The 26,187-nt window shown below is 68.1% G+C and carries 21 protein-coding genes and 2 pseudogenes; 12 read left to right on the top strand and 11 right to left on the bottom strand.

Annotation, left to right across the window (positions count from 1 at the left end; genetic code table 11):
• Window positions 1-309 precede the first annotated feature (309 nt).
• Both QH196_RS13975 and QH196_RS13970 read right to left on the bottom strand, forming a co-directional pair.
• A complete protein-coding gene (locus QH196_RS13975) occupies window positions 310-471 on the bottom strand; it encodes a hypothetical protein (protein ID WP_280416225.1) in 162 nt (53 codons plus the stop codon).
• 60 nt (window positions 472-531) lie between these two features.
• Window positions 532-723: a hypothetical protein gene (locus tag QH196_RS13970; protein WP_280416210.1), complete on the bottom strand. Its 192-nt coding sequence runs from the start codon at window positions 721-723 to the stop codon at window positions 532-534.
• 388 nt (window positions 724-1,111) lie between these two features.
• Here QH196_RS13970 and QH196_RS13965 point away from each other — a divergent pair, with 388 nt between their 5' ends.
• The 5 genes and pseudogenes from QH196_RS13965 to QH196_RS13945 form a co-directional block, all read left to right on the top strand.
• The gene (locus QH196_RS13965; RefSeq protein WP_432279489.1) at window positions 1,112-2,161 is read left to right on the top strand and encodes an ABC transporter substrate-binding protein; all 1,050 of its coding nucleotides are present in this window, start codon (window positions 1,112-1,114) and stop codon (window positions 2,159-2,161) included.
• A 101-nt stretch (window positions 2,162-2,262) separates the two neighbouring features.
• Window positions 2,263-3,228 carry a FecCD family ABC transporter permease gene (locus QH196_RS13960; protein ID WP_280416221.1) on the top strand — a complete coding sequence of 322 codons (966 nt, stop codon included), beginning with the start codon at window positions 2,263-2,265 and terminating at the stop codon, window positions 3,226-3,228.
• Window positions 3,225-4,010: an ABC transporter ATP-binding protein gene (locus tag QH196_RS13955; protein ID WP_280416209.1), complete on the top strand. Its 786-nt coding sequence runs from the start codon at window positions 3,225-3,227 to the stop codon at window positions 4,008-4,010. Before QH196_RS13960 ends, QH196_RS13955 begins: the two co-directional genes overlap by 4 nt.
• A gap of 31 nt (window positions 4,011-4,041) precedes the next feature.
• Window positions 4,042-5,307 (top strand): MFS transporter, encoded by a 1,266-nt coding sequence (locus QH196_RS13950; protein WP_280416208.1) that lies wholly within the window; start codon window positions 4,042-4,044, stop codon window positions 5,305-5,307.
• Window positions 5,308-5,466: 159 nt separating this feature from the next.
• Window positions 5,467-5,877, top strand: a pseudogene (locus QH196_RS13945) (phosphotransferase); the annotation flags it as partial.
• Between the two features lie 235 nt (window positions 5,878-6,112).
• Here the strand turns inward: QH196_RS13945 and QH196_RS13940 are convergent.
• From QH196_RS13940 to QH196_RS13920, 5 genes are read right to left on the bottom strand one after another with little or no spacing between them, the layout of a single operon-like run.
• On the bottom strand, window positions 6,113-6,328 hold the full coding sequence (locus tag QH196_RS13940) for a hypothetical protein (protein ID WP_280416207.1): 216 nt from the start codon (window positions 6,326-6,328) through the stop codon (window positions 6,113-6,115).
• 9 nt (window positions 6,329-6,337) lie between these two features.
• Window positions 6,338-7,663, bottom strand: coding sequence for a mannitol dehydrogenase family protein (locus QH196_RS13935; protein ID WP_280416206.1), 1,326 nt, complete (start codon window positions 7,661-7,663; stop codon window positions 6,338-6,340).
• Between the two features lie 59 nt (window positions 7,664-7,722).
• Window positions 7,723-10,740: a glycoside hydrolase family 2 TIM barrel-domain containing protein gene (locus QH196_RS13930; RefSeq protein WP_280416205.1), complete on the bottom strand. Its 3,018-nt coding sequence runs from the start codon at window positions 10,738-10,740 to the stop codon at window positions 7,723-7,725.
• The gene (locus tag QH196_RS13925; protein WP_280416204.1) at window positions 10,737-11,924 is read right to left on the bottom strand and encodes a family 1 glycosylhydrolase; all 1,188 of its coding nucleotides are present in this window, start codon (window positions 11,922-11,924) and stop codon (window positions 10,737-10,739) included. The genes QH196_RS13930 and QH196_RS13925 overlap by 4 nt, the downstream gene beginning before the upstream one ends.
• Window positions 11,925-11,958: 34 nt before the next feature.
• On the bottom strand, window positions 11,959-12,162 hold the full coding sequence (locus QH196_RS13920) for a hypothetical protein (RefSeq protein ID WP_280416203.1): 204 nt from the start codon (window positions 12,160-12,162) through the stop codon (window positions 11,959-11,961).
• Window positions 12,163-12,877: 715 nt separating this feature from the next.
• Between QH196_RS13920 and QH196_RS13915 the strand changes: the two genes are divergently transcribed.
• Together QH196_RS13915 and QH196_RS13910 are read left to right on the top strand one after the other, a co-directional pair.
• Window positions 12,878-13,552 carry an MspA family porin gene (locus tag QH196_RS13915; protein ID WP_280416202.1) on the top strand — a complete coding sequence of 225 codons (675 nt, stop codon included), beginning with the start codon at window positions 12,878-12,880 and terminating at the stop codon, window positions 13,550-13,552.
• A 64-nt stretch (window positions 13,553-13,616) separates the two neighbouring features.
• Window positions 13,617-14,285 carry an MspA family porin gene (locus QH196_RS13910; protein ID WP_280416201.1) on the top strand — a complete coding sequence of 223 codons (669 nt, stop codon included), beginning with the start codon at window positions 13,617-13,619 and terminating at the stop codon, window positions 14,283-14,285.
• A 300-nt stretch (window positions 14,286-14,585) separates the two neighbouring features.
• Here the strand turns inward: QH196_RS13910 and uxaC are convergent, their stop codons facing one another.
• Window positions 14,586-16,010: a glucuronate isomerase gene (uxaC, locus tag QH196_RS13905; protein WP_280416200.1), complete on the bottom strand. Its 1,425-nt coding sequence runs from the start codon at window positions 16,008-16,010 to the stop codon at window positions 14,586-14,588.
• Between the two features lie 121 nt (window positions 16,011-16,131).
• Here uxaC and QH196_RS13900 point away from each other — a divergent pair, with 121 nt between their 5' ends.
• A complete protein-coding gene (locus QH196_RS13900; protein ID WP_280416199.1) occupies window positions 16,132-17,421 on the top strand; it encodes a lactate racemase domain-containing protein in 1,290 nt (429 codons plus the stop codon).
• A 38-nt stretch (window positions 17,422-17,459) separates the two neighbouring features.
• On the opposite strand, the pseudogene QH196_RS13895 reads toward QH196_RS13900, so the two are convergent.
• A pseudogene (locus tag QH196_RS13895) lies at window positions 17,460-18,380 on the bottom strand (LacI family DNA-binding transcriptional regulator); the annotation flags it as partial.
• A gap of 209 nt (window positions 18,381-18,589) precedes the next feature.
• On the opposite strand from QH196_RS13895, the gene QH196_RS13890 reads away from it, so the two are divergent.
• The 3 genes from QH196_RS13890 to larB all read left to right on the top strand — a co-directional run bounded on the left by QH196_RS13890 (window position 18,590) and on the right by larB (window position 21,502).
• A complete protein-coding gene (locus tag QH196_RS13890; protein WP_280416198.1) occupies window positions 18,590-19,861 on the top strand; it encodes an MFS transporter in 1,272 nt (423 codons plus the stop codon).
• Window positions 19,862-19,979: 118 nt separating this feature from the next.
• Window positions 19,980-20,834, top strand: coding sequence for an ATP-dependent sacrificial sulfur transferase LarE (gene larE / locus QH196_RS13885; protein WP_280416197.1), 855 nt, complete (start codon window positions 19,980-19,982; stop codon window positions 20,832-20,834).
• On the top strand, window positions 20,831-21,502 hold the full coding sequence (gene larB, locus QH196_RS13880; protein WP_280416196.1) for a nickel pincer cofactor biosynthesis protein LarB: 672 nt from the start codon (window positions 20,831-20,833) through the stop codon (window positions 21,500-21,502). The genes larE and larB overlap by 4 nt, the downstream gene beginning before the upstream one ends.
• A gap of 16 nt (window positions 21,503-21,518) precedes the next feature.
• Here the strand turns inward: larB and larC are convergent, their stop codons facing one another.
• Entirely contained in the window at window positions 21,519-22,748 is a 1,230-nt protein-coding gene (gene larC / locus QH196_RS13875) for a nickel pincer cofactor biosynthesis protein LarC (protein ID WP_280416195.1), read from the bottom strand.
• Window positions 22,745-23,251 carry a gluconokinase gene (locus QH196_RS13870; protein WP_280416194.1) on the bottom strand — a complete coding sequence of 169 codons (507 nt, stop codon included), beginning with the start codon at window positions 23,249-23,251 and terminating at the stop codon, window positions 22,745-22,747. The genes larC and QH196_RS13870 overlap by 4 nt, the downstream gene beginning before the upstream one ends.
• Window positions 23,252-23,574: 323 nt before the next feature.
• Here QH196_RS13870 and QH196_RS13865 point away from each other — a divergent pair, with 323 nt between their 5' ends.
• The gene (locus tag QH196_RS13865; protein WP_280416193.1) at window positions 23,575-26,151 is read left to right on the top strand and encodes a hypothetical protein; all 2,577 of its coding nucleotides are present in this window, start codon (window positions 23,575-23,577) and stop codon (window positions 26,149-26,151) included.
• Window positions 26,152-26,187 lie beyond the last annotated feature (36 nt).

Below are 26,187 nucleotides of genomic sequence, written 5' to 3'. Positions count from 1 at the left end.
CCTGCCTCCGACGCCGCCACCGGCATCGGAGGTAGGCATGATCGCGCGGCCTTCCTGTATCCACCGGGTCCGCTCGATGACCGGCTGCGACAGCGAATTCCCCGCCGGTGTCCACAAGGTGGCCCCGACAACCGCTGAGGGGTCGACACCATTCGACGATGCGGCCGCAACTCATGCGTTTCGGATCCGCCGGACGGCCCATCCGGCACCGCGCCCGGCACTCCGTAGGTGGTCCGCGGCCATGGGTGAAACGACCCCGCCCCCGACCGAATTCGGTCGGGGACGCCGCGTTCGGCGTCACGCGGGCGATCAGGACCCGTTCTTCGCGGCCAGCGCCTTGACCTCGCGGCGGCGGTGCAGGATCAGTTCCGGGTACCCGATGAACGACCGACCACCAGTGTTCCGGATCGACCTCTGTGCCGGCCGGACGCGCTGCGCGACCGTGCCGCACCAGCCGACCGGTCCCCGCATCGCGGATCACCACCCTGCATGCCTGCGTCGACGAATCGACCCCTGCGACGGGCACCCCGGTCAACGGGCACCCATCAGGTGCTCCAGCGCAAGCTGATCGAGCCGGACGAAGCCGGCGCCGCGCCCAGCCGCACGATCCGCGTCGAGCGACTCGACAGCCGGATCGGCCAGCAATTCCCGGTAGCCCTCCCCCGGCGCGAGCGTCGTCCGGCGCAGGGAGTACACCTGGGCAGTCTCGAGTGCCTCCTGCACCTCGGGGTCCTCGCGATACGCCCCGATAAGAGCGCCACAGGCGAACCCGCTGCCGGAAAGTCGTTCACGGTGACATCGGGTCGTCCGGCACGACTGTGCAGGAGATGGCATTCGGCAATGCCGAGCGACAGGTTGCGGTCTGCGCCGCAGCACCATTCGGCGGAGGGTTGCGTATACGAGGCCGCTACCCGCTCGGCACGGGTGGTCGCATCGGCGGCGACCCCGCGCGAGCGGCCGCTTTCCGGCCGGCACCCGCACCGCGGCAATTAGGATAGGGTTACTTATGCTAACGTTCGCCTGCTTCCTCGGTACAGGTTGCGGTGGTCGGCCTCATCAGTGATCGCGCGAGGCACCACCTGTTCCAGAGAAGCGGAAAGCAGTGAGGAACGTGAAGATTTCCATGGGCCGGATCGGTTTCGCGGCCGTTACCGCTGTACTGGCGGGCACCCTCGTCGCGTGCGGGCAGTCCGAGCAGGTCGACGACCTCGGCACCCTATCCGCCGGCGAAGGCAGTACTACGTATCCCGTAGTCCTCGACAACTGCGGCGAGACGATCACCGTCGAGGCCGCGCCGCAGCGTGTCGTCTCGCTGGATCAGGGGTCCACCGAGATCCTGCTGTCCCTCGGTCTCGGCGACCGCATCGCGGGAACCGCGTCGTGGACCGATCCCATTCGCGAGAATCTGGCGGCAGCGAACGCATCGGTTCCCCGCCTGGCGGATAACGCGCCGACCTACGAGGTCGTCCTGGGAGCCGACCCCGACTTCGTCACCGCGTCGTTCGGCCGGCATTTCGCACAGGGCGGCGTCGCCGAGCGGAGCCGGTTCTCCGAGACCGGGATCGAGTCGTACCTGTCCCCGACCGACTGTGACAACGGTGTGAGCGTCAATGGTGGTGGGAAGCGCACCACACCGCTGACGATGGACTCGCTGTATCAGGAGATCCGTGAACTCGCCGCCGTCTTCGATGTAAACGACCGGGGCGCGCAACTCATCGACGAGCTCCAGGCTCGCGAGAAAGCGGCCCTGGCCGCCCTCGAGAAGTCGGATGTGTCGATGGCGTTCTGGTTCGCCGATACCAAGAGCCCGTACGTGGCCGGCGGGCTGGGTTCGGCGAATCTGCTCGCCACCTCGGTCGGCGCCACCAACGCTTTCGCGGAGCTGACCGACGACTGGCCGGCGGTCGGCTGGGAAACCGTGGTCGAACGCAACCCGGATGTCCTCGTGCTGGGCGATCTGCTGCGCAACCGCTTCCCCGGGGACCGGCTGGCCGACAAGATCGCCTTCCTGGAATCCGATCCCGTGACCCGCAACCTCGATGCTGTACGCAACAAGCGCTACATCGCCCTGCACGGCGCCGAGATGAACCCGTCCATCCGGGCCGTCGACGGACTCGAGAAGATCGTCGCCGGCCTCCGCGATATGCAGGTGCCCCGCTGACCGCCACCCGCGACCACGCCGCCGCACCCGCCCCCGAACGGGTTCGGCGGCGAGGATGGGTCGCCGGGGCGCTGATCACGGTCGGTGGGCTGGTCGCGCTCATCTTGTCCGTGCTCGTCGCGGTCACGCTGGGCCCGGCGAATATCTCGCTGGTGAACGTCCGTGATGTCCTGCTCAACCACCTGGGTCTCACCGATATCCCGGTGCGGGCGGCCAAGAACGCGATCGTCTGGGAGGAGCGGCTCCCGCGCGCACTGGTGGCGGCGGCGTGCGGTGCCGGGCTGGGCGTGTGCGGCGTGATCATGCAGTCGCTACTGCGCAACCCGCTCGCGGACCCGTTCGTCCTGGGCATCTCGTCCGGCGCGTCGACAGGTGCCGTGATCGTGGGGGTTCTCGGCGTGGGCAGCGCCGCGCTCGGTTTGTCCGGCGGCGCGTTCCTCGGGGCGCTGATCGCGTTCGGGCTGGTGCTGCTGCTCGCCCGCCTCTCCGGTGGCAGCAACGACCGCGTCATTCTGGCCGGTGTCGCCAGTACACAGCTGTTCTCGGCGTTGACCTCGTTCGTGATCTTCGCGTTCGCGGACTCCGACGAGACCCGGGGCGTGATGTTCTGGCTACTCGGATCACTCGAAGGCGTCCGCTGGGACGATGTCCGGCTGTGCGCGGTGGTGGTGCTCGCCGGGACGGCAGTGTGCCTGTACTACGCGCATGTCCTGGACGCCTTCTCGTTCGGTGACGAGGTAGCGGCATCGCTCGGTATCTCCGTCGCGAAATTCCGGCTCCTGCTGCTGGTGTGCACGGCGATCATCACCGCGACCCTGGTCAGCGTCGCCGGTGCGATCGGGTTCGTCGGGCTCGTGCTCCCGCACGCGGCACGGTTCCTGCTGGGGCCCCGGCACAGCCGGCTGGTTCCCGCGACAGCACTGCTGGGGGCGGTCTTCATGGTATGGGTGGACGCCGTCTCCCGGGTCGCGTTCGCGCCCACCCCGCTGCCGGTGGGTGTGGGTACCGCGCTGGTCGGTGTGCCCGCGTTCATCGTCATCCTGTCGCGCAGGAGGAGAGGCCGGTGACCCTGCACGCGGATACCGTCAGCTGGAATCGCGGCGGCGCGCTCGTCGTCGACGGGGTCACCGTGACACCGGCACCCGGCGAGACCGTGGGCCTGCTCGGCCCGAACGGGTCCGGGAAATCCTCCCTGTTACATCTGCTCAACGGTGTCGTACGCCCGACCGCCGGGGTGGTGACCCTCGACGGCAACGACCTCTCCACCATGCGGCGCAAAGACATCGCGCGGGCGGTGGCCGTCGTGGCCCAGCAGGCCGACACCGATCTCGATATCACCGTCCGCGACGTCGTGCGCCTCGGGCGGATCCCGCACCGGACGACTTTCGGCGGAAATCCCAGCACCGACGACGCCGCGGTCGCGTCCGCGCTCGAACACACCGGACTCACCGCGAAAGCGGACCGGCTCTGGCACCGGCTTTCCGGCGGAGAGAAACAACGGGTCCAGATCGCCCGTGCCCTGGCGCAGGAACCACGCGAACTCCTGCTGGACGAGCCGACCAATCACTTGGACATCCATCATCAACTGGAGTTGCTGGCGCTGATTACCCGGCTGCCCGTCACCAGTGTGATCGCTCTGCACGACCTCAACCTCGCGGCTATGTTCTGCGATACCGTCCTCGTGCTGAAGGAGGGCCGTGCCGTGGCCGGCGGAAAACCGGCCGAGGTACTGACCGCCGAACTGATCGCGCAGGTGTACAACGTCCGGGCCGAAGTGCTCGTCGACGAGTCGAAGGGGCGGCTGTCGATCCTGTTCGAACCGGGGCCGGTTGCGGCCGCCGCGCGGTAGCAGCCGGCCGGGCGGCCCGGCACCCGAGACAGTGGCCGCTGCTGCCCGGAGGTTCGGCGGCCGGTGGTCGCTGCTGTCCGGCCTCGCGGCGGCGACCCCGGCCGTCCGGCTGCTCGTGCTCACTCAGCTCGCCTTCAATATCGGCTTCTTCATGGTGCTGCCGTACCTGTCGGTGCACCTGACGCAGGATCTCGGCCTGGGGGCGGCGCTGGTCGGCGTGGTACTCGGACTCCGCACGTTCGCCCAGCAGGGCCTCTTCTTCGTCGGGGGCTCGCTCGCGGACAGGTGGGGTGTGAAACCCGTGGTCGTCGCCGGTTGCGGGTGCCGGATCCTCGGTTTCGCCGGTTTGGCCTTCGCCGGGTCGGTGCCCGGAATCGTGATCGCGACCGTGCTGACGGGATTCGCCGGCGCGCTGTTCTCCCCGGCGGTCGAGTCCGCCCTCGCCACCGCCGCCGGAAGCGACGACGGACAGTCCCGCACAGACGTTTTCGCGCTCTTCGCCGCGTACGGTCAGATCGGCACATTCGTCGGGCCGCTGCTCGGATCGCTGCTGTTGGCGGCCGACTTCGCCGCCGCCTGCCTGGTCGCAGCGGGCCTGTTCACGGTAATCCTGGTCGTGCATCTAAGGCTGCTCCCCGCCCGGCCCGGCGCCCACGCCGCCGAGAAATGGCTCGACGGCTGGCGCGAAGTGGTCGCGAACAGAACCTTTCTGCTGCTCGCGGTGGCGATGAGTTCGCAACTACTGGCGTACAACCAGCTGTACCTGCTGTTACCGCTGGAGCTCGACCGCGCCTGGGGCTCACAGACCCCGCTGGGCTGGTACTTCGCCCTGGCATCGCTCTTCGTCGTCATCGCCCAGCTACCCCTCACCCGGCGTGTCCGCAGCGCCGCGGCCCTGCCCGCGGGCCTGATCGTGACGGCCGCCGGATTCGCCGTGATGGCCCTGCTGGCGCCGAGGCAGCTCGAGGGCGTGCCCGCACTCGTCCCGCCCGCCGTATTCACGCTCCTGCTGACACTGGGACAGATGACGACCCTGCCCGTCGCCCGGGACCTGATACCGCGCCTGGCCGCTGAACGCCGGCTCGGGTCCTACTACGGGCTCTTCGCCTCGATCGGCGGACTCGGCGTACTGGCCGGCTCGGTACTCACCGGAGCCTTGATCGACATAGTGCCGGCCACCGGCTGGGGGCTCGCCGCGCCGTGGTGCGCTGTCGCCCTGGCCCTCCTCGCGAGCTCGCTGGTGTTGAAGCTCCAGCTGCGCTCCCCTGACTCGGCGCCGCCACGCGGTACCGGATAGCGCCCACGGCCGAGCGGCCGGGTCGCCGGAGCACCGCGACGCCACCGCCGGTAACCCTGCCGTGCCAACGGCCACATTCAGCGCCCGCAGACCGGCCGCCATGAATTCCGGGGGGGCTTCGACCACCCGACCGGCAGCCGAACCCGCGTCGGAACCGGCCCGCAGACCCTGCTGCACGGCGACCCGCATATCGGCAACACCTGCCTGCTCGCCGACGGGCAGGTCGGATTCCTCGACTGGCAGGTCGCACGCCGCGGCAACTGGTCACTGGACCTCGGATACTTCCTGCAGGGCGCGCTCACCACCGGCGACCGCCGCCGCCACGAGAACGACCTGCTCGACCGATATCGCGACGCACTCGCCCTCCCGGCCGCCGAAATGCCTACTCACGAACAGATCCGGCTCGGCTACCGCGCCTCGGTCGCCCACGGCCTGACCCTGTGGCTGTGCACCGCCGGCGCCGGCGAACTGTGGCAACGCCCCGATATCGCCATCGCCCTCGCCCAACGCTATTCCGCGGCCTACAGCGACCTCGACACCGCGGCGGCCATCACCGCGCTCACCCGGTAATGCCCGGCGAAGCACCGTCAGATGAGGTACACCCGGCCCGCCGGCGGCGTGCACCGCGATCACCGACGAGGGTTGCCGGCGCGGCCAGCCGGCCCGGACCGAGCCCGGCATCATGCTCGACGACCGCATGCGCGCCGTGTTCCTCACCGGCGTCGCCGAACGCAGCGCGCTACCCGGCGTGACGACGTTGCTACCGGCCGAACCACCGGATGAGAACCGGGTGCGCGCGAACGCCCTAGGGATAACAGCCGACCTGATCATCGGCCCGGACCAGGCGGTACTGCTCGAGAAATGCTTCGGCCCGGTGACCGTCCTGGTCCGTTACGACGATACCGAGATCGACACCGTCCTGAGCGCGGTGCCGGGAGACCTGACCGCCACGGCCCATTTCGCCCGCGCCGAATACGACCGGCCCGCCTCGGGTGACGATCCTTCTCCGCGGGCCGTCCACCCGGCTCCGTCAGGAAGGTGGAAGGCTCCCCGCCCGGTGATCGAGAGCGGCGCGCAGTTGCCGGGCTTCCGCGTCGACGGCGCGGCACAATTCCCGATCATCGGTGAGCGTGCCGTCCAGCAGCCCGAGAGCGGCACCGGCACCGGACACCGGCCGAACGCGATCATCGGACACCGGGACACCGTTACCGGTCAGATGACATACCCACCCGGCCAACGCCCGGACAGCCCCGGCCGGCATCCGCCCGGCCGCACGTTCCCGCCGCAACACCGGCAGTATCCGCACCGGCAACTTTTGCGAACCGTCCTGGGCGATCTGCGAAAGCCGGTGCTGCATCCGCGGGTTGGCGAATCTGGTGAGCAATGCCCGGGTGTATTCCGTCAACTCCTGAGCGGGCAGCCGCAGGTGCGGAACAGCCTCGGCCCACCACTGTGTCACCCACTCGCGGCACACGGGATCGGCCACAGCCTGCCCCACCGTCAGATGGCCGCGCAGCGGCGCGGTATAGGCCAGCAGTGAGTGCGCGCCGTTGAGCAGCCACAGTTTCCGCTGTTCATACGGTGTGAGGTCGGCGGTGAAAACAGCACCCGCGACTTCCCAGCGCGGACGGCCGGCCGGGAACTCACCGGCGAGTACCCATTCCCGGAACGGCTCGGTGACCACCGGCACATCGTCGCGATAGCCGAGAGCCTGCCCGACCGCCGCGATATCCTCGGGCGTGGTCGCGGGCGTGATGCGGTCCACCGCGGAGGTGACGAAGGAGACGTTGTCGTCGATCCAGCCACGCAGGCCCGGTGCCGCCAGAGCGGCGAATTCGCCGATGATGTGCGCGAGTACCGCACCATTGCCCGGGAGGTTGTCGCAGGGTACGACCGCCAGCGGCCCCGCCCCCGCCGCTCGCCGGGCGGCGAAGCCCGCCACCAGGCGGGCCGCCGCAGTGGTTCCGACCGCACCTGGATCAGCGCGCACGGCGGTGAGATCCGCGGCCACCGCCGGATTGCCGAGATCCAAGCTGCCGTCACCTCGACGGGTGTAGCCCGCCTCGGTCACGGTGAGCGTCACCACCGCCACTTCCGGTGCGGCGAAATACCGGAGCCAAGCCTGCGCGTCGGTCGCGGCATGCGCCCGGCTGATCGTGCGCACAACCTCGAATTCATCACCGCCCGCAGTACGGGTGACCAGCGTGTAGAGCCCGTCCTGAGCGCTCAGGGCCGCAGCCATGGCGGGGCCGCGGCCGGTGAATGCCGCAATTCCCCAGTGGTGCCCGTCCGGAGCGGATGCGGTGTACCAGGCCTGGTGAGCACGGAAGAAGCTGCCGAGTCCCAGATGAACCATGCGTACCGCCGCAGCGGTGCCGGAGTCTCGGGAAAGCCGGGGCGCCGCGCCATTCCCCGTCATCGAACTGCCAGCCGCATGCGCCATTGCCATTCGTATTCGGTGGCGGCGAGCCGGAATTCGGGCAGGGTATCGGGTCCCAGGATTTCGCCGAGTCCGCGATGCGCGATATCCAGGTGGACAATGGTGGCCTCCGAGGGCGGCAGCTCCCACCAATGCGCCGCCGCCTCGAGCTCCGCGACCCGATACCGCCCGACGCTGACCTGCAGTGGCTGGTGAGTCGTGGTCACCGTGCCGGCCGGGCCGCTCAGCGACAACTCGGTGACGTCACCGCGTCCCCCGTTCTCCTGCGGGCGCAGGTACGGCACGGCCATATCGTCGATACTGCTGTGCCAGCACCCGGCGAGCGCGGCGGATCGGCGGTCGGGATAGTTCTCCCACGGGCCCGATCCCACCCATTTCGCGTCGGTGAGACCTTCGGCGAGTGCGAATTCCACGCCGACCCGCAGCCCGTCCCGGGTATCGTCCGGCAGCCGGACATGCTCGGTGAGCACGTAGTCGTCCGCCCCGACCGCGCGCATGGTCCGGGTGTGGCATATCTCGTCGCCGAACGCACCCAAGTAGCGGGTGCACACCCTTACTGCATCGTCACCATGCGAGATATCGATCGATTTCGCGGTCAGCCGGAAGAACCCGGTTCGGACGAAGCGCTGATCCATTTTCACGGATCGGTCGACATCGGTGAGAGCGCGCCACAGGCAGAGCCGGGGTGGCACACGTAGCAGCGGGTGCCGCAGACCGCCGTCGGCATCCAGGTGAACCGCTCCGGTCGCCAACGCCGGCAGCGTGATACGTGGAGCCGGGAACCGGACCTGCTCGATCGCGACCACGGTTCCCGCCGGTGCCCAGAGTGCGTGGTCACGGGTCCGCACGGTAACCGTCAGCGCCAGCGGCCGGGCGGCGAGGGCCGCCCGGATCGCGGACGGCAACTCGACAGTGACCGTCCCGCCGGCCGGAACCTCCAGGGGTAGTGCTGTGGCCGCTGCCGGACCGTCGGCGGTGTCGATGTGTATTTCGAATGTGTAGCGGCCGAGATCGGCGAATGTCTGCCGATTGCGGACCGTGATCTTCCCGGCGCGGGCCGCTGCGGCGCCGGAGGAGATCCGGATCGGCGAGAACAGCCCGCGGGCCTCGTACAGCGCGGGCTTCGGTGTGTTGTCGGCGAAGGCGATGCCGTACAGCAGCGCGGGCCCACTGTTCGGTTCGTCGCCGAAATCTCCTCCATAGTAGTACTTTCCGTCCCCGTCAGGGGCCAAGGCCAGGTCTTTGAATCCCCAGATGAACCCGCCCTGTAGTCCGGGCAGGGTCTCGAACAACCGCCAGTACTCGGCCAGACCCCCGGTCGAATTCCCCTGGGAATAGGCGTATTCGCATAGGATCAGCGGTCGATCGGCGCGCGGATCCGCCGCATAGGCGCGCAACGCATCGAACGCGGGATACATCGGGCACACGACATCGGTGGCTGCGTGGCCGCCGTGCCAGTCGTGCGCTATCGCGCCCTCGTAGTGCAGCGGCCGGGTGGGATCGGTACGGCGCACCCAGGTCGCGGCGGTGTCGTGGTTGGTGCCGTATCCGGTTTCGTTGCCGAGCGACCACATGATCACCGACGGATGATTGCGGTCCCGCTGCACCATCCGCGTCACGCGCTCCATGAACTCGGGCAGGTAGCGCGGATCGTCGCACAGGGTGCCTGCGAAGGCGTGTCCTTCGATATCGGCCTCGTCGACGAGGTAGAAGCCGATCTGGTCGCAGAGATCGAGAAATTCCGGGTCGTTCGGGTAGTGCGAGGTGCGGATCGCATTGACATTGCATCGCTTCAGCACAGCGAGTTCCGCCAGCATGTCCCGGCGGGAGAGGACCCGTCCGGTGACGGGGTGGGTGTCATGACGGTTCACGCCTTGCACGAGAATTCGGCGACCGTTGACCAGCAGATCCCGGCCCTCGATATGCACTCGCCGAAACCCGATGCGGGTGCGGGTTTCGTCGGCGACCGTCCCGTCCGGCCGCACGAGCCGCACCGTCAGGTCGTAAAGTCGCGGCTCCTCCGCGGACCAGGGTTGCACCTCCAGATCGCGCCATTCCAGGCCGGCGGTTCCCGCGAGACGGGAGGGCAGGAGGGATCGACCGAAGCGGGAGGCATACGGGGCGAGTCGTTCGGGCACCGGCGCGCCGGCGGCCCGGATCGAGAGCAGATCCATGAAATCGGCGGGGATACGCGACTGCGGCCGGACGCTGCGGTCGTCATCCGGAAGGGGCAGTGCCGGCGCCGCGCAGCGCGGTGCGACCGGTAGCGCCACCGTTCGATCCAGTGCGCGCACCTCCACGGTCCATTCCGAGTCGCCGAGATGATCGAGTCCCGCGGTGACGATCTCGACGCCGAGCGCACCGTACCCGGTCTCCGGGTCGTAGTCGGCACGCACCGAGAGATCCGCAAGGTGCTGCGGCGGCACGGAATACACGAATACCGAGCGGCTGATTCCCGACTGCCACCAGTGGTCTTGGTCTTCGAGGTAGGACACGGCCGACCACTTCGACACCGCCAGTGTCACAGTATTCGGGCCGGGCATACAGGCATCGGTGATGTCGAACTCGGCGGCAAGGTGCGAATCGGTGCTCGTGCCGATGGGCCGGTCGTTCACGAACACGCGGAGCAGCCCTTCGGCGGCACCGATATGCAGCACCACGCGCCGGTCACCGGTATCGGGTAAGTCGAAACTGCGCCGGTAGACGCCGGTCGGGTTCCGCGCCGGTATTTGCGGTGGGGACTCGTCGAACGGCATGGGCACGTTGGTGTAGTGCGGCCGGTCGGCGTTCTCCCGCATCGTCCACAGTTCGGGGACGATCACCGTTCGCCATTCGTCGCCGGGTACCTGCTCCAGCGATTCCAGCAGCTGGAATTCCCATTCGCCGTCGAGATCGATGTCCGGGGTGCGCCGGAGTGCGTGCATGGGCAGGCGGCCGACGGCATGGAATCCCGTATCGTCGGGCGCCATCGCCCGGAGGTCGAGCCCGGTCACAGTCCCCCCTGCTTCGCCACGTTGCCCAGCCATGCCAGACTCGGTTTCGGCACCCGTTCGAAGGTCTCGCGGTCGACGGCGATGAGCCCGAAGGTCGGTTCCCAATGGCCCCATTCGTAGTTGTCGAGTGCCGACCAGTGCAGGTATCCGCGAATATCGACGCCGGCATCGATGGCGGCGAACAAGTGGCGTAGTGCGTCGGCGGTGTAGGCGATCCGTCGCTCGTCGTCGGCGGTGGCGATACCGTTCTCGGTGACCAGGATCGGCACGCCGCCGGTGACGTCCCACGCATGGCGGACCGCGGCGCCCAGGGCATCGGGCCGATACGCCGCACCGGTCAGGGTGTTGTCCGGACTCGGCGGAGTCGGGACTACCCCGCGCTCGTCCACCTGCTGACTCGAATACGCTTGCACGCCGACGAAGTCGTCCTCCCGGGCGGCCCGCCAGTAGAAATCCTCGCGGACTTCCCGGACCTCACGCAGTATCGTCTCGTTACCGGGGGTGGCGGTCAGCGCCCCGGCGGCCACGGTCCACCCGACGGCGGCTCCGGTGTGGCTCTTCAGGATTGCCCGCGCCGCGTGGTGTGCTGCGGCCAGCCGGGCGCCGACCTGCGGGTCCGGGGCGGGCAGTACCGGCGGCCTCCCCTCCTCGACAGTGGCACTGAACTCCCCCGACCGGTACGCGGCGGCCAGCGATTCCATCATGGCGAGCATATTCGGCTCGTTGATCGTGCACACCCAGTCGACACCGTCCAGGATGGCCGTGACACGCTCGACATACCGTTCGAACTGCGGTATCGCCCGCTCTCCCAGCCAGCCGCCGTGCTCGGCGAACCAGCGCGGGCAGGTGAAATGATGCAGGGTGACCACCGGGCGGAGTCCGGTCTCCAGGGCGGTGTCGATCATCCGCCGGTAGTGCGCCAGCTGGGCGAGGGAGAACTGTCCCTCGGCGGGCTCGATCCGCGCCCATTCGATACTGAACCGGTAGGCGTCGAGACCTGCCTCCGCGAGCAGGCGCATATCCTCGGGATAGCGGTGATAACTGTCGACCGCCGAGCCGCTGCGCTGCTCCGGCGGACGTTGTTGTTCACGCACCCACCAGTCGCTGTTGACGTTGTCGCCCTCCACTTGATGGGCGGCGGTGGAGGCGCCCCACAGAAATCCGGCCCGGAGCTGTGTCACCATGGGTTTCTCATTTCTCTCTGCCCGGCGGTACCGCTCAACGGCTGCCTCGGACCCGGGTATCAATGATCGGGCCGCCCAGGATCGTCAGGACCCCGCCGGCCGGGTACAGGGCGCTGTAGTTCGGCGTGGCTGCTTCCGCATCGGGCGCTGCCACGGCCTCGTCGCGGCGCAGATCGCGGTTCCGGACGAGATGCGGGCCGGGAGGCAACGCACAGCGTGGCGGGGAGTCGGGAACCATGCCGCCATATTCTCGGTGGCGACGGTCCACGGCAACCGGTTGTCCCGAGTTGTCGCGGGATATCGCCACCTTCCGGTCCTGAGGCGCTGCACGCCTCGCACCGGGCAACGCTCTGATCACTGCGGTGCTCGGCCCATAGCCCATAGGATGCAGCCCGCCTGCGAATGGCCTACCAGCCCCACATCATCCATGCCCGCTGCCTCGATATCGGCAACAAGTTCGGCCGCGATGTCATCGACCGATGTCTCCTCCGCATTCCGACTCCGCTTCGTGCCGCCCGGACTCGAAACGGAGTCGACTTGAAGAAGCCATGTTCTCACACAAAAGAATGTATGTGTTTACTTTGAGACTCTTATTCTCAAACCTGCGGCCACTGGCGTCGTTGCAGGTCAAGTAAGCGCTGCTGCCGTGATGTTCGCGTCGAAACCCCTTACGACGGCGCCGCATCGCAGCCCCATGACAACTCGAGGCAACCGGTTGCGAGGGGTTCCCTGGGTAATCAACCATGACCACACGCTGTGATCGACACCACTCCCGTCCCGACGGCCGATCACTCGTAATCCAGAGAAGGCGACCGGCGCGATCGCCTTCACGGCAGCTCTTTCGCGGGAGCGTCGACATAGATCGCACTCGCGAATCCCGACGAACCCGTAATCGCCGGCAGAGCGCTTTCGGATATCCGCGTCGTTTTTCGATCGAGATGAGGGTAGATCTGATGAATTCAACTGATCCGGTGACCGCCGGAGCGGCCCGCCTGGCCGGGCTGGGCTGCGCTGTCGCGGCCGCCGTGGGCCTGCTGTCGACCGGCTCCGCGAACGCGGATGTCTTCGTCCCCCTGCCGGACGGAGCAGAGGCGACCAATGGCGGAACCATCACCCGCACCGGCGAACAGGCTCTCGTCTCATCGTCCATGGCCGCCAACGGTGTAGGCCGAGTGGTCTGGGTGTCGGCGAACATCACCGCGGACGTCACCGCGACACGGATTGTCGAAAAGGCAGGCCCCGGTACGGCGGCCAGTAACCGGCCGGGTACCGACAATTCGTGGACCCACGGCGCTTCTGCGGTCAATACCGGATACATCGTCGGTTGCCAGGTCAGTATCTCCGATACCGCAATATCGGCCGGTATGTCGGGCAACCTCAGCGCCAACGGTTTCGGGGTCAACGCCTCCGCCGGTCTGCAGCTGGGACCGGGCGAGGTGAGGTTCGTATCGGTCGGCAAGAAGACCATCACCGAGCCGGGCACCTACTCACTCGGGTACCGGGATTTCGAAATCCAGATACAAGGGTGCGCCGGCTACGCGCAGGCGCGCTCGTATACCGTCCTCGAACTCATCGGCGAATACCATTCCAAGGTCACCCTCTACGGGCAGCCTTTCAGCATCGGCTGATGCGGTCGGCCGAAGTCATCTCGTTTCGCCGACAACATATCCACTCCCGAGAAGGTCTTGAAGCATGATCAAAACCAAGATGGTCGCACGAGCCGCCGGCGCGTGCCTCACCGCCGCCACCGCCATCGGCCTGCTCTCCACGGGCGCCGCCCATGCCGACACATTCATTCCACTGCCCGGTGGCGAGATCAGCCAAACTCTGGGTGACGGCACGGTCGTCACCGTGCGACTGGTCGGTGAATCCGCAACCATCAACCCGTCCCTGGGATCGACACCGCTGCATCGCAACGCGTGGGTGTCGGGCACCGCGGAGGCAGTGGTCACCGGACAACCCCTCACACTGGGGAAGATCCGGCCCGGCTATGTCGTCGGCTGCCAAGTCAATATCGGTGGTGGCGGTATGAACAGCGGCGCCGGATACAGCTCCGACTGGGAAGGTTCGCGGCCCAACCCGAGCGGAAGCCTCGGCGGCAACTTGAGCCTGGGCCCTGGTGAGGCCCAGCAGTTCTTCATCCTCGACCAGGAACGCGCCGATCCGTTCGGGGAGAGCGTCCACAACACCTTCAACCCGTTCCGCAGCGGCCGGGCCGGCGTCTCCTGGAAGAACTCGACCATCGCGCTGTCCGGTTGCGCCGGATACGCGCAGGCGCGCGCATTCGTACGGGTGGAAGTGGATACGGAAAAGGCATCCCAGGACGTGACGCTCTGGGGACAGCCCTTCAGCCTCGGCTGACGCCACCACTCACCCCGCCCGGGTCACACTCGTCCCGGGCGGGGTTCTCGGTGTGCACCGTGCCGGCACACCGCGCATCATCAGGTCAGGACGGTGCACTGCATTCTCGAAAGCCCTCCGAAGCCGGTCATCGGCCACGAGGGACGGATGCAACTGCGCCGGCGCCGCATCGACATCGCAAACACCTGCCGCGCCCGGATCGGCGCATCGTGACCGGATGGATCATGCGTACCGGCGCCGCCGGACGGTTACCGCGCGCAAGGCGTACAGGTGCAGGGTCACCCCAGGCAGGCCTCGACGCTAGAGTTTGAACACCCGTCTCGGCTGCTCCCGCACCAGCTCACCGGCGATGACCACGGCCTCATCCTCACCGAGGCGATGTTCGGCGACAAGGTGCGCCAAAGCCGCCGCATCGAGGCGCCGGGCCATATCGTGGCGTGCCGGGATCGAGCAGAATGCCCGCGTATCGTCGACGAATCCGGCGAGTTTGCGATGGCCCGCGGTTTCGGTCACCGCGCGGTGGAAGCGCCCGATGGCGTCGGGCGCGTCGAGAAACCACCACGGTGCGCCGGCGAACACTGTCGGATAGAAACCGGCCAGGGGTGCGATCTCCCGCGAATAGGTGGTTTCGTCGAGGGTGAACAGCACCAGGTTGAGATTCGGATGGGTGCCGAAATTCTCCAGTAGTGGTCGCAGCCCGTCGACGAATTCCACGCGCAGCGGTAGGTCGTGGCCGGTGTCGGAACCGAAGGCGGCCGCGGTGGGACCGTGATGGTTGCGCCGGACGGCGGGGTGCAGCATCATCACCAGCCCGTCGTCGGTGGACATGCGGGCCATCTCGAAAACCATATGGCGGCGAAACGCCACGGCCTCGGCCGCGGTCACCGCACCGGCGCGGGCAGCGCGATAGATACGACGCGCCTCGGCCGCCCCGAGCGGATGGGTCTGCACGTCCTCGTGGCTATGGTCGGTCGCGGTCGCTCCGTGTGCGACGAAGTACCGGCGGCGTTTCTCCAGTGCCGCGAGATATCCGTCGTAGTCACCGGTGTCGGCGTCCGAAACCGTGGCGAGACGGTCGACGGCCTGCCGCCAGCCCGGCGTTGCTGGTTCCAGATAGCGGTCCGGGCGGAAGGTGGGAACGACCCGGCCGTTCCATCCCGGGTCGGCGGCGAGCCGGGCGTGTGCGCTCAGCTCGTCACAGGGGTCGTCCGTGGTGGCCAGCACATCGATCCCGAATCGCTCGTACAGCCGGCGCGGGCGGTATTCGGGCTGCCGCAGCCGCTCCGCGATCCGGTCGTACAACATATCGGCGTTGTGCCGGGACGGCCGTTCGGTGATACCGAATATTTCCGCCAGCTCCACATCGAACCAGTAGCGCACCGGGGTGCCCCGGAAGACGTCCCAGTTCTCGCATACGCTGCGCCACACCGCCCGAGCCTGCGCCTCGGACAATTCGCCCCGGCCGACACCGAGCCGGTCCAGCGGAATCCTGTTCGCGTGCAGCAATCGCGTGACGTAGTGATCCGGCGTGATGAGCAGGCCGGCCGGATCCGGAAAGGGTTCGTCGTCGGCCAGCAGGCGCGCGTCGACATGGCCGTGCGGTGAGATGATCCGCTCGTCGCGTATTGCGCGGTGGAGGCGCTGTGCCACGGCACGCACCCCCGGGTCGGCCGGAAACAGCCGGTCGGGATGGGGCGCCGCGTGCGCCGCGGAAGCAGAAAGCATGCCCGTTATGCTGGGCGGTCGCCCGATTCATCGGCAATCGGTTGCCTCCAGTTGTCATCACCGGTTGCCGTAGCGCCGCGCCCGGCGCCATGGTTCGAGGACGAACCGGGAGGAGAGCACCGTGCCCGAACACTGTGCCGCAACCATCGGCGGACCGGACGAGGAGCTGAGCGCGGATCAGGTGCGCGGCTTCGTGGCCGGGCAACTGGCGAACCTCGCCCTCGACGGGCGCAGCGTATGCCTGGTCGTTCCCGACGCCACCCGCAGCTGTCCGCTACCGCTGCTGATATCGGTTCTGCACGCAGAACTGTACGGCCGGGTGCGGCGGATGACGGTCCTCGTCGCGCTGGGCACCCACGCGGCCATGAGCGAGGATCGGCTCGCGAATTGGCTGGGCTACCCGCCCGGTGCCCTGGCCGAACGCTATCCCGGTCTGTCCGTCCGGAACCACGAATGGTGGGACCCGGCAACATTCTTCACGGCAGGCCATATCCCCGGCGAACGGATCGCCGAACTCTCCGGCGGGCTTCTGCGGACCGGTGTCGATGTACGAGTCAATCGCGTGGTGGTCGAACACGACGTGACAATCATCGTGGGCCCGGTGTTCCCGCATGAGGTCGTAGGCTTCTCCGGCGGAAACAAGTATCTCTTCCCCGGCCTTTCCGGTCCCGAGGTGATCGACGTCTCGCATTGGCTCGGTGCGCTGATCACCAGCCGCGACATCATCGGCACCACCGGGATCACACCGGTGCGCGCCCTCATACACGAGGCCGCGTCCCTCGTTCCCGGGGAGAGACACGCCCTGTGCCTGGTGGTGCGGTCGGGCAGCAACGCGTTGCACAGCGCCGCGTTCGGCGATCCCGTATCGGCGTGGGCCGCAGCCGCCGCCGTATCCGCACAGGTCCACGTCAGGTATCTGGACGCTCCCGTGCAGCGAGTTCTGTCGCTGATCCCGGCCAAGTACGACGATATGTGGACCGCGGCCAAAGGGTTCTACAAGGTCGAACCCGTCACGGCCGACGACGGCCAGGTCGTCGTCTACGCCCCGCACATCTCGACGATTTCCGAAATGCACCCGGAAATCGAGGAAATCGGCTACCACACCCGCGACTATTTCGTCCGGCAGTGGGACCGCTTCCGGCACCTGCACTGGGGAGTGCTCGCGCACTCCACCCATCTGCGTGGTGCCGGCACGTTCGACGATATCGACGGGGAACGTTGCAGGGTCACGGTCACGCTCGCGACCGGCATTCCGGAACAGCGAGTACGCGCCGCCGGGCTGGACTATTCGGACCCGGCAGGCATCGATATCGATGCCTGGCGAGCGGATCCAGATACCCTGGTCGTCCCCGATGCCGGCGAGGTGCTCTTCCGTCTGCGCGGCCCCGCCGAGCCGCGCACGACGAGCTGAGCGGCCAGCGGTACGACCGGATGCGAGTTCGTCGCCTCACCGCGGATCGCCCGGTGCAATTCCCCGAACGCGGCGGTGCCCATGGCCCGCAGCGGTGCCGCCACGGTCGTCAGCGCCGGCGTACAGAAATCGGAGCCGAAGACGTTGTCGAACCCGATCACACTCATCTGCTCGGGCACCCGCACCCCGGCCTGTCCGAGACCGCGGATCAGGCCGATCGCGAGGAGGTCGTTGTAGGCGAGCACCGCGGTCGGCGCCTGGCGGCGGATGTCCTCGGCCGCCGCCACACCGGCCGCCATGGTGGGCACGTAGGGGCCGAGGCGGCTGGCCTTCAGCCCTAGTTCGGCGGCCGTATCCACCACCGAACGCCAGCGCATACCGTCCGCCCAGGAGGCAGCCGGGCCCGCCATGTAGGTCACCGAACGGTGGCCGAATTCGACCAGATGCCGTAACGCTGCGCCGACCCCGGATTCGGTATCGGGCACGACACAGCGGGTTCCGGACACGATACGGTTCAGCACCACCACCGGCCGTTGCGTCGCCACCGTGCGAATCGTCCGGTCGGAGAGCCGGGAACTGGCCAGGACCACGCCGTCGACACCGTGCAACAGCCGGTCGAGCAGCGTCCGCTCCAACGTCTCCGATTCCTGGGTATCGGCCAGCAGCATGGCGTACCCGGCCCCCGCGGCCGCTGCTTCGACACCGCGAATGATGGCGAAGAACACCGGGTTGGTCACATCGGAAACCACCAGTGCGATCGTGGAGGTCTTGCCGTTCTGCAGCGCCCGGGCGAGCGGATTCGCCCGATATCCCAACTCGGCCGCGACCGTGAGGATGCGCGTGGCGGTCGGCGCACTCACGCGGCCGGGCCGGGAGAACGCCCGGGACACCGTGGACGGTGCCACGCCCGCCGCCGCAGCGACGTCGTAGATGGTGGGTGGGCGTGCGATGTCGTTCATCCTGGCCGCGAGAATAGCCACCGGCGCCCGCTGTGGCAACCGTTTGCCACAATCCCGGGCAAGTAGCGGCAACAGGTTGCCGGCTCCGGTGACCGGTCGGCTGAATGGTCGGTGCCCGCATCCTGCTGCGGGGAGAGGAGACCCGAGGATGCATCGGCCGCACGCTCGCCGCCGGGGAATCCGCATCGGCACCGGTGGAGACAGCGGCCGTGCGCCGAGCGACTGAGCCCGCACGGCGTACCGCCGCCGTGCCCGGCGAGAAGCGGGTCGGAGCCGCGTATGTCGTCATGCTCATGCTCGGCAGTTGCGGAGCCTTCATGGCCTACATCACCGTTCTCGCCTACTCGCTGGCGGTACGGGTCGACATGCTGGAGCCCGGGCGTACCGAATACCTCGGCTACCTGACCAGCCTCGGCGGTGCCGTATCCCTGCTTGCGGGTCCGGTGGTCGGTGTGATCAGCGACCGGGTACGCACCCGCTTCGGACGCCGGCGACCGGTACTGGTCACCGGTGTGGTTGTCGGAATGTCGGCGCTGGTGGTCGTGGGCGTGGCACCGAATATCGGTGTCCTGGCGCTGGGATGGGTGCTGACCGTGCTGGGCTGGAGCGCGGCGATGAGTTCGATCACCGCCCTACAGGCCGATAAACTGCCGGCCGATCAGCGCGGCACCGTCGCCGGTTTCCTCGGATTCGCCCAGCAGGGCGCACCCGTACTGGGCGTGGTGGTGGCCGGGTTGCTGGCGCACCACGGCGTTCTGCTCACCGTCGTACCCGGTCTGCTGGGAGCGGCGCTACTGGTACCGCTGATACTGTTCGCCGCCGAGACCGATACCCGGTCGGCGGTTTTCGACGAACCGTTGTCGGTGCGCATGATCGCCCGCAAATATCGGTACAACCCCCGCCGCTATCCCGACTTCTCCTGGGAGTGGCTGGGAAAGTTCTGCTTCCACAGCGGATTGGCGCTCAACACCACGTTCCAGACCTTTTTCCTCGCCCACCGGCTCGGCCTGACAGTGGCCCAGGTGGCACACGCCGTCGCATGGATCAGCGTGGCCGGGGTGGTCGCGGCGGTTGCCGGATCGGTCGGCGCCGGATACCTCTCCGACCGGCTCGGCCGCCGCCGCATTTTCGTGGTAACGGCGGCCGTTGTCTATGCCGGAGGTGCGGCCACCTATGCATTCGCGCACGATCTCCGGATTTTCCTGCTGGCGGCCTGTCTCTGCGGTTTCGGGCTGGGCGCCTTCGCCGCCGTCGATCAGGCCATCACCCTCGATATCCTGCCGGACCTCCGGGAGGCGGGCCGGTTCATGGCCATCGCCGGACTCGCGACTACGGTTTCGCGGTCCACCGCGCCACTGCTCGCCCCGGTCCTGCTGGCCGTCGGGTCGGGCCCGAACTACACCCTGCTCTATCTGGCCGGTGGTGCACTGGTGCTGCTCGGCGGCCTGGTGATCCGATTCGGCGTCACCGGGGCCCGATGAGTTCCCGGCCGCTGATCGGACAGATCCGAACATCGCGATGCAGCGAACAAGTCGCGGCAACCGCTTGCACCGCAGGCGAGCCACCCGGCTGAATGAGGAAGACGACAGGAGTACAGGCATGACCGGCACCGGCAACCCGCCCCTGACGGGTGATCTCGCGCTCGCGGCCGAACGGGTTGCCGCGCTCGTGCACGGACAGGAAGCGCTGGGGGTGGCCTACTCGGGCGGGGTGGATTCCTCGGTCCTGCTCGCACTCACCGCCCGGGCCTTGGGAACCGACCGCGTATGCGCCATCATCGGCGTGTCCCCGAGTCTCCCCCGCTCCGAACTCGCCGCCGCCCTGGAAGTCAGCGCCGCACTCGGTGTCCGGACGGTGGCCTTACCGACCCACGAGGGTGACCGCACCGAGTACCGGGCCAACGGCCCCGACCGCTGCTATCACTGCAAGTACGAACTGTTCGAACGAATTTCCGCCGATCTGGCCGGCCGTGAGCGCTTGACCGCGATCGCCTACGGTGAGAACGCCGACGACACCCGCCGGCCCGACCGGCCCGGAGCCCGGGCGGCGGCCCAGTTCTCGGTCCTGCGGCCGCTGGCCGAGGCGGGAATAGACAAAGCCCTGGTCCGCCGCCTGGCCCGCGCATTGGCGCTGCCCAACGCGGACAAGCCCGCCGCGCCCTGTCTGGCCTCACGCATACCTCATTTCACGGAAGTGACCCCGGAGAAGCTGGCACAGGTGGAGGGCGCCGAGGAAGCGCTGCGCAAGCTGGGTTTCCACGATCTGCGTATCCGTCACCACGGTGATGTGGCACGAATCGAGTTGCCGTCCGGTGACATCGCGCGGGCGATGTCACCACGATTGCGCGAACGGATTCGGACAGCGGTGCGCGAGCACGGCTTCCGGTTCGTCACGGTCGATCTGGCCGGTATCCAGTCCGGTGCGTTCACGCTGCCGCTGGTGTCGGTCCGATGACCGGCACCTGGTCCGCTCCCGCGGTGTTCAGCGAACTGGACCACGATCGCGCCGCCCGGCGCGGCTATCCCGAAGCGATCTTCTGCCCGGGCAAGACGGCCGAGCAGCTGGAACGGATCGCCGCCGAGGTACGGGAGCACGCAGGGACGGTCCTGTTCACCCGCGCCGAACCCGAACAGGCGGAGGCCGTCCGGCGCGCGTTGCCGGAGGCCCACTACGAACCGGCCGCCCGGATGCTCGCCTGGCCGCCGGATCCGCCGGCGGCCGACGGCGGACCGGTCGTCGTCGCCACCGCCGGAACCACCGACCTCCCGGTAGCGCAGGAAGCCTCGATGACCGCCCGCTATCTCGGCCGGCACTGCGATCTTGTGGCCGATATCGGTGTCGCCGGCCTGCATCGTGTCCTGGCCCGTCTCGACCTGCTGCGTTCCGCGCGGGTCGTGGTTGTCGTCGCGGGCATGGACGGCGCGCTTCCCAGCGTCGTCGCCGGGCTCATCAGCGCGCCCGTGATCGCCGTTCCCACCTCGGTGGGTTACGGCGCCGCATTCGGTGGCGTCGCGCCGCTGCTGACCATGCTCAACTCCTGCGCTCCCGGTGTGTCGGTGGTCAATATCGACAACGGGTACGGCGCCGGGCATATCGCCGCACAAATCGCCGCCCCGGCTTGAATCCGTGCCGGTGCGGCTAGCGCGAGAGGTCCGGTAGCAGTTCTCCGGTCGACAGCCCGTTCGCGACCGCTGCCGCAACCGCCTCGGCCAGGACGGCGCGCACGGGTCGACCGGTCGACCGCGCCAGTTCCGCGACATCCTCGAATTCGGGTGTGGCTTGGAGAATACGGTCCTGTTCCAGCGCCACCTTGATCCGTACCGGGCCACCCGCGACCTCGACCGGTCGCCAGGTCCGCGCGAGCGCGACCTTCCCCACCGCGATCCGCCGTAGGCCGATCGTGCTGGTCTCGGCCAGGAGTGCCGCCGATACCTGTTCCGCGTGCCGGACCGGGACCAGGGCGTGGACCGTATGGGCCGGTCGGCCCTTCTTCATGAGAATGGGCGTCAACCAGGCGTCGTCGGCGCCGGAGTCCAGCAGACGCTGCAGGACTGCCGGCCAGACCCGCGGATCGAGATCGTCGATATTGGCCTCCAGGACGACATTCTCACCGGCGGCTTCGACAACACTCCCGCCGGCTGATTCGGCGTCCTCGGCCTCGCCGATCAGCACCCTGACGATATTCGGGCGATCGGGGACATCCCTGGTACCCGCGCCGATGCCCACCCGTTCGAGCCGCATCTGCGGCAAGGTCGTGCAGGCATCCGCCAACGCGGTCACCCAGGCCACACCGGTAGGCGTGGCCAGTTCCCCGGCGCCGCCCGCGCGCACCTGCCAGCCGGCGGACATCGCCAGCACCGCGGGCACGGGCACGGGGATGGCGCCGTGCGCCGCCATCACGGAGCCCGACCCCAGCGAAAGCGGACCGGCGGTGACCCGTTCGACCCCGAGATGGTGCAGCGCCGCGCAGGCACCGACGATATCGGCGATCGAGTCCAGGGCACCGACCTCGTGGAAGTGCACCCGATCGACCGGTACGCCGTGGATGCCGGCCTCCGCTTCGGCCAGGTGGCCGAAGACCCGCAACGTATCCGCGCGGACCGGCTCCGGCAGCGCCGCCGTGACGAGCAGATCCCGGATATCGGACCAGTGCCGATGCGGTGGGTCGTCCACGCGGACAACCGGGTCCACCTTGCACGCGCGCATCCCGCAGCGGACGACCTGCGAGCCCTCCACTCGCACCGCATCCGGCACGACAGCATCTATCGCCGCCTGAAGCACCTCCGGCGGCACTCCGGCATCGACAAGTGCGCCCAGCAGCATATCCCCGGCCACGCCGGCCGATGCGTCGATCCACGCCAGTTTCACTGCGCACTCCCACGAGCCGCGGTGAAAGCCCGCACGGCGGTATCGACGATCCGTTCCGGGGTATCGTCCACCTCGAGCACCACTCCGGTCTCGTCGGCGGACAGCGGTTCCAAGTCGGCGAATTGCGAGTCCAGCAGCGATACCGGCATGAAATGGCCGGTACGCGCCGATATCCGGTCGGCGATGAGGTCGCGTGGCCCGGACAGATGCAGAAACCAGGTGCGCCCGGCGTCCCGCAGCACATCGCGGTACCGCCGCTTCAGTGCCGAGGACGACACCACACCTCCGCTGCGATCGTGCGCGCTCACCCATTCGGCGACGGCTCGCAGCCACGGTGCCCGATCCGCGTCGGACAAAGCAATCCCGGCGTCCATCTTCGCGATATTGGTGGCCGGGTGGAAGGAATCCGCCTCACCGTATTCCACGCCGAGTCGTTCGGCCAGGAGTGTGCCGACCGTGGTTTTTCCGCTACCCGCCACACCCATCACGACGATCACTGTCATTGCCCGTTCCTAACCGCGCGCCCGAGACACGGGCGATGCAGGAGCCTGTGTGGGGCCGAGAATCGCATACCCGGCAGCGGCCTCTCCAGCGCACAGCGCCGGTGACGACAACTCGGGGCAATCGGTTGCCATTCGGGGCATTCCGGGCGAGGATCGAATTTCCTGCCCTGCCCGATACCCGCAACGATGCCTCCACGGTCCGGATCGTCGCCGCATTCGGTGCGCATCCATGCGACCTCGCCGCACCGCGGGATCCGCCGACGAGAACTGCCTTTGGCAAGAGACGCTGTCTATTGCGCCGCGAAAGATCCGTGAGGAAACCGATGCCTGCCCCTGTAGCCGCTGTTTCGCTCGATATCCCCGCCGGTCTCGCGGCACCGGTCCCCTGGGCGCTGGCGACACTGACCCGGGAATTGGACCGGAAGGGCGTACGCTGCGGCAGCGGGTCCTCCGCGGCACCGGCCGCCGGCACCACCGTGGTCCGTATCCGCGTGGACGACGCTCTGGGTCCGGCCGAGACCTTTCTGATCGAAAGCGGACGGTCACCGGCCGAGGTGCTGATCCACGGAGCCGACGTGCGTGGCGTGGCGTACGGCATATCCGAACTCGCCGATCGAGTGCGCTACGCGGACGATCCCATTGCGGCGATCCGCTCGGCACGCTGCGCTCGGCGATCACCCGCGGTGCCGGTGCGCAGTGTGCTGCGCGCGTTTTCGAGCGATGTCCTGGACCTGCCCTGGCTGCGCGACCGCGATTTCTGGACCGAGTACCTCGACGAACTGGCCACCCAGCGGATCAATCGGCTGCACCTCGCTCTGGGCATGCAGTACAACTTCTCCCACGACTCCGATGTGCGCGACAACTACCTGTGTTTTCCCTACCCGTTCCTCCTCGAGGTGCCGGGCTGGGAGAACGTCCGAGTCACCGGGGTATCCGATGCGGACCGGGCCGCCGATCTCGCGGCCCTGCGATTCGCCGGCGAGGAGGCCGCCCGCCGGGGCATCCATTTCCAGCTCGGCCTGTGGAATCATGCCGTGCGCCCGGAGCTCGGGGAGAGCCCGAACCTGCGATACCGGATTGTGGGGCTCGCCGACCGGGATATCGCCGAATACAGCGCCGCGGCATTGCGGCTGCTGTTGCGGGAATGCCCGGCGATCGCCGGGCTGACGTTGCGCGTGCACTACGAGGGCGGAGTCGCCGAATCGGGTCGTAATGCGTTCTGGCGTACGGTGCTGGGCGGTCTGCGGAATGCCGGCCGCCCGCTGGAAATCGATATGCATGCGAAGGGAGTCGACCAGGAACTCCTGGCGGCGGCCACCGGCACCGGCGCCCGTGTTGTCGTCTCGGCCAAGTATTGGGCGGAACACCAAGGACTGCCCTATCACCAGGCCGCCATCCGGCCGATGGAGTTCATGCGACGCGACGACAACGACGATCTGCGCGGTGTCACCCAGAACGCGCGCCGGTTCACCCGCTACGGATATGCCGATTTCCTGCGCCGGGATCGGCCGTTCGATCTTCTTTTCCGCATCTGGCCGGGCTCCCAGCGTTTTCTGCTGTGGGCGGACCCGGAAATCTTCGCCGGCTACGGCCGGATGAGCACGCTCGGCGGCGCGATCGGCGCGGAACTGTGCGAACCACTGACCTTTCGCGGGCGCAAGGACACCGGCCGCACGGGCACCGCCCGTGATCTCTACGCCGACCCCACCCTGACCCTCGGCCGTTCCGATTGGCGGAAATACGCCTACCAGTACCGCCTGTGGGGCCGCCTGCTGTTCGATCCCGACGCGGACCGCGAGTCCTGGCTCCGTTACCTGCGGGAACAATTCGGTGCCGCCGCCGAACCCGTCGAGCGGTCCCTCAGCGCCGCGGGAAAGGTACTGCCCTTGGTAGCGATCACGGTGTCGGCCAGCGCATCGAACAACTTCTTCTGGCCCGAAGTGTTCTTCGACCAGCCGATAGCCGGGCAGGAGCGGCCATCGATCTACGCGTGGGACCTTCTTCCGCCACGTACCTGGGGCACGATGAGTCCCCTCGACCCCGCGCTCTTCGAATGCGCGGACGATTACGCGCGCGGCGTGATCGACGATCGTCCGAGTGGCCGGTACACACCGGCGGAAGTGGCATCGTGGCTACAGGCCTTCGCCGACGCTGCGGAAGCCTCGATCGAGGAGGCCCGCAACAGCGTTCCCGATCGCACTACGGCCGATTTCCGGCGGGTCGAAACAGACGTCCGGGTGCAGGCCCTGCTCGGTAGGTTCTTCGCCGGCAAGATCCGCGCCGGCGTGGGCTACGCGCTGTTCCGGCTGACCGACGACACCCGGCACCTGCGGGAGGGTCTCGAGCGGTACCGCGACGGCCGGGTCGCGCTGACCGAGCTGATCGCGCTCACCCGCGACGTCTACGTCGCGGACCTCGCCTTCGGCAGGCGTCCTGGAGAACACGGCCATTGGGCTGACCGCCTGCCCCGCATCGACGACGATATCGCCGATCTCGGCAACGAACTCGCCGCGGCGGAGGCCGCGAATCGACCGGTACGCGCCACGGTGCCGCCGGAGCGCCGATCGGCACCGATAAACGGAATCCGGTGCACTCCCCCAGCGTATTTCGTCCCGGGCGAGCCGCTGACCATACGGGCGCATGCACCCGTGGGCATGGGACTGACCGTGCACGCCCGGCATCTCAACCAAGCCGAGCACTATCTGCAAGTGTCCATGAAGCCCGATATCGGGCGCGACTTCACGGCCACGATCCCCGCGGAGTACACCGACAGCCCCTATGCCATCCAGTTCTTCGTCCTCGCCCGTGACAGCACCGGCCGGGCGGCTCGGATCGTGCCCGGACTGGACGGCTCCCTGGCGAATCAGCCCTATTTCGTAGTACCTGCGGGAACGGGTTAGGTCGTGGGCGCATCGCGCCGGGCAACTGACCGCAAC

Source organism: Nocardia carnea (assembly GCF_029868325.1).
GTDB lineage: Bacteria > Actinomycetota > Actinomycetes > Mycobacteriales > Mycobacteriaceae > Nocardia > Nocardia carnea_C.
The sequence above is the reverse complement of the archived record's forward strand: the minus strand, read 5'-3'. Positions and strand labels throughout refer to the sequence as shown.

What these genes read in the sequence shown, in the direction of transcription:
- QH196_RS13925 (WP_280416204.1), bottom strand. Translation starts at nt 11,924, where the DNA reads ATGGTGACACAGCTCCGGGCCGGATTTCTGTGGGGCGCCTCCACCGCC.
- QH196_RS13975 (WP_280416225.1), bottom strand. Translation starts at nt 471, where the DNA reads ATGCGGGGACCGGTCGGCTGGTGCGGCACGGTCGCGCAGCGCGTCCGG.
- QH196_RS13870 (WP_280416194.1), bottom strand. Translation starts at nt 23,251, where the DNA reads ATGACAGTGATCGTCGTGATGGGTGTGGCGGGTAGCGGAAAAACCACG.
- larE (WP_280416197.1), top strand. Translation starts at nt 19,980, where the DNA reads ATGACCGGCACCGGCAACCCGCCCCTGACGGGTGATCTCGCGCTCGCG.
- QH196_RS13935 (WP_280416206.1), bottom strand. Translation starts at nt 7,663, where the DNA reads ATGGTTCATCTGGGACTCGGCAGCTTCTTCCGTGCTCACCAGGCCTGG.
- QH196_RS13865 (WP_280416193.1), top strand. Translation starts at nt 23,575, where the DNA reads ATGCCTGCCCCTGTAGCCGCTGTTTCGCTCGATATCCCCGCCGGTCTC.
- QH196_RS13920 (WP_280416203.1), bottom strand. Translation starts at nt 12,162, where the DNA reads ATGGTTCCCGACTCCCCGCCACGCTGTGCGTTGCCTCCCGGCCCGCAT.
- uxaC (WP_280416200.1), bottom strand. Translation starts at nt 16,010, where the DNA reads ATGCTTTCTGCTTCCGCGGCGCACGCGGCGCCCCATCCCGACCGGCTG.
- QH196_RS13910 (WP_280416201.1), top strand. Translation starts at nt 13,617, where the DNA reads ATGATCAAAACCAAGATGGTCGCACGAGCCGCCGGCGCGTGCCTCACC.
- QH196_RS13915 (WP_280416202.1), top strand. Translation starts at nt 12,878, where the DNA reads ATGAATTCAACTGATCCGGTGACCGCCGGAGCGGCCCGCCTGGCCGGG.
- larB (WP_280416196.1), top strand. Translation starts at nt 20,831, where the DNA reads ATGACCGGCACCTGGTCCGCTCCCGCGGTGTTCAGCGAACTGGACCAC.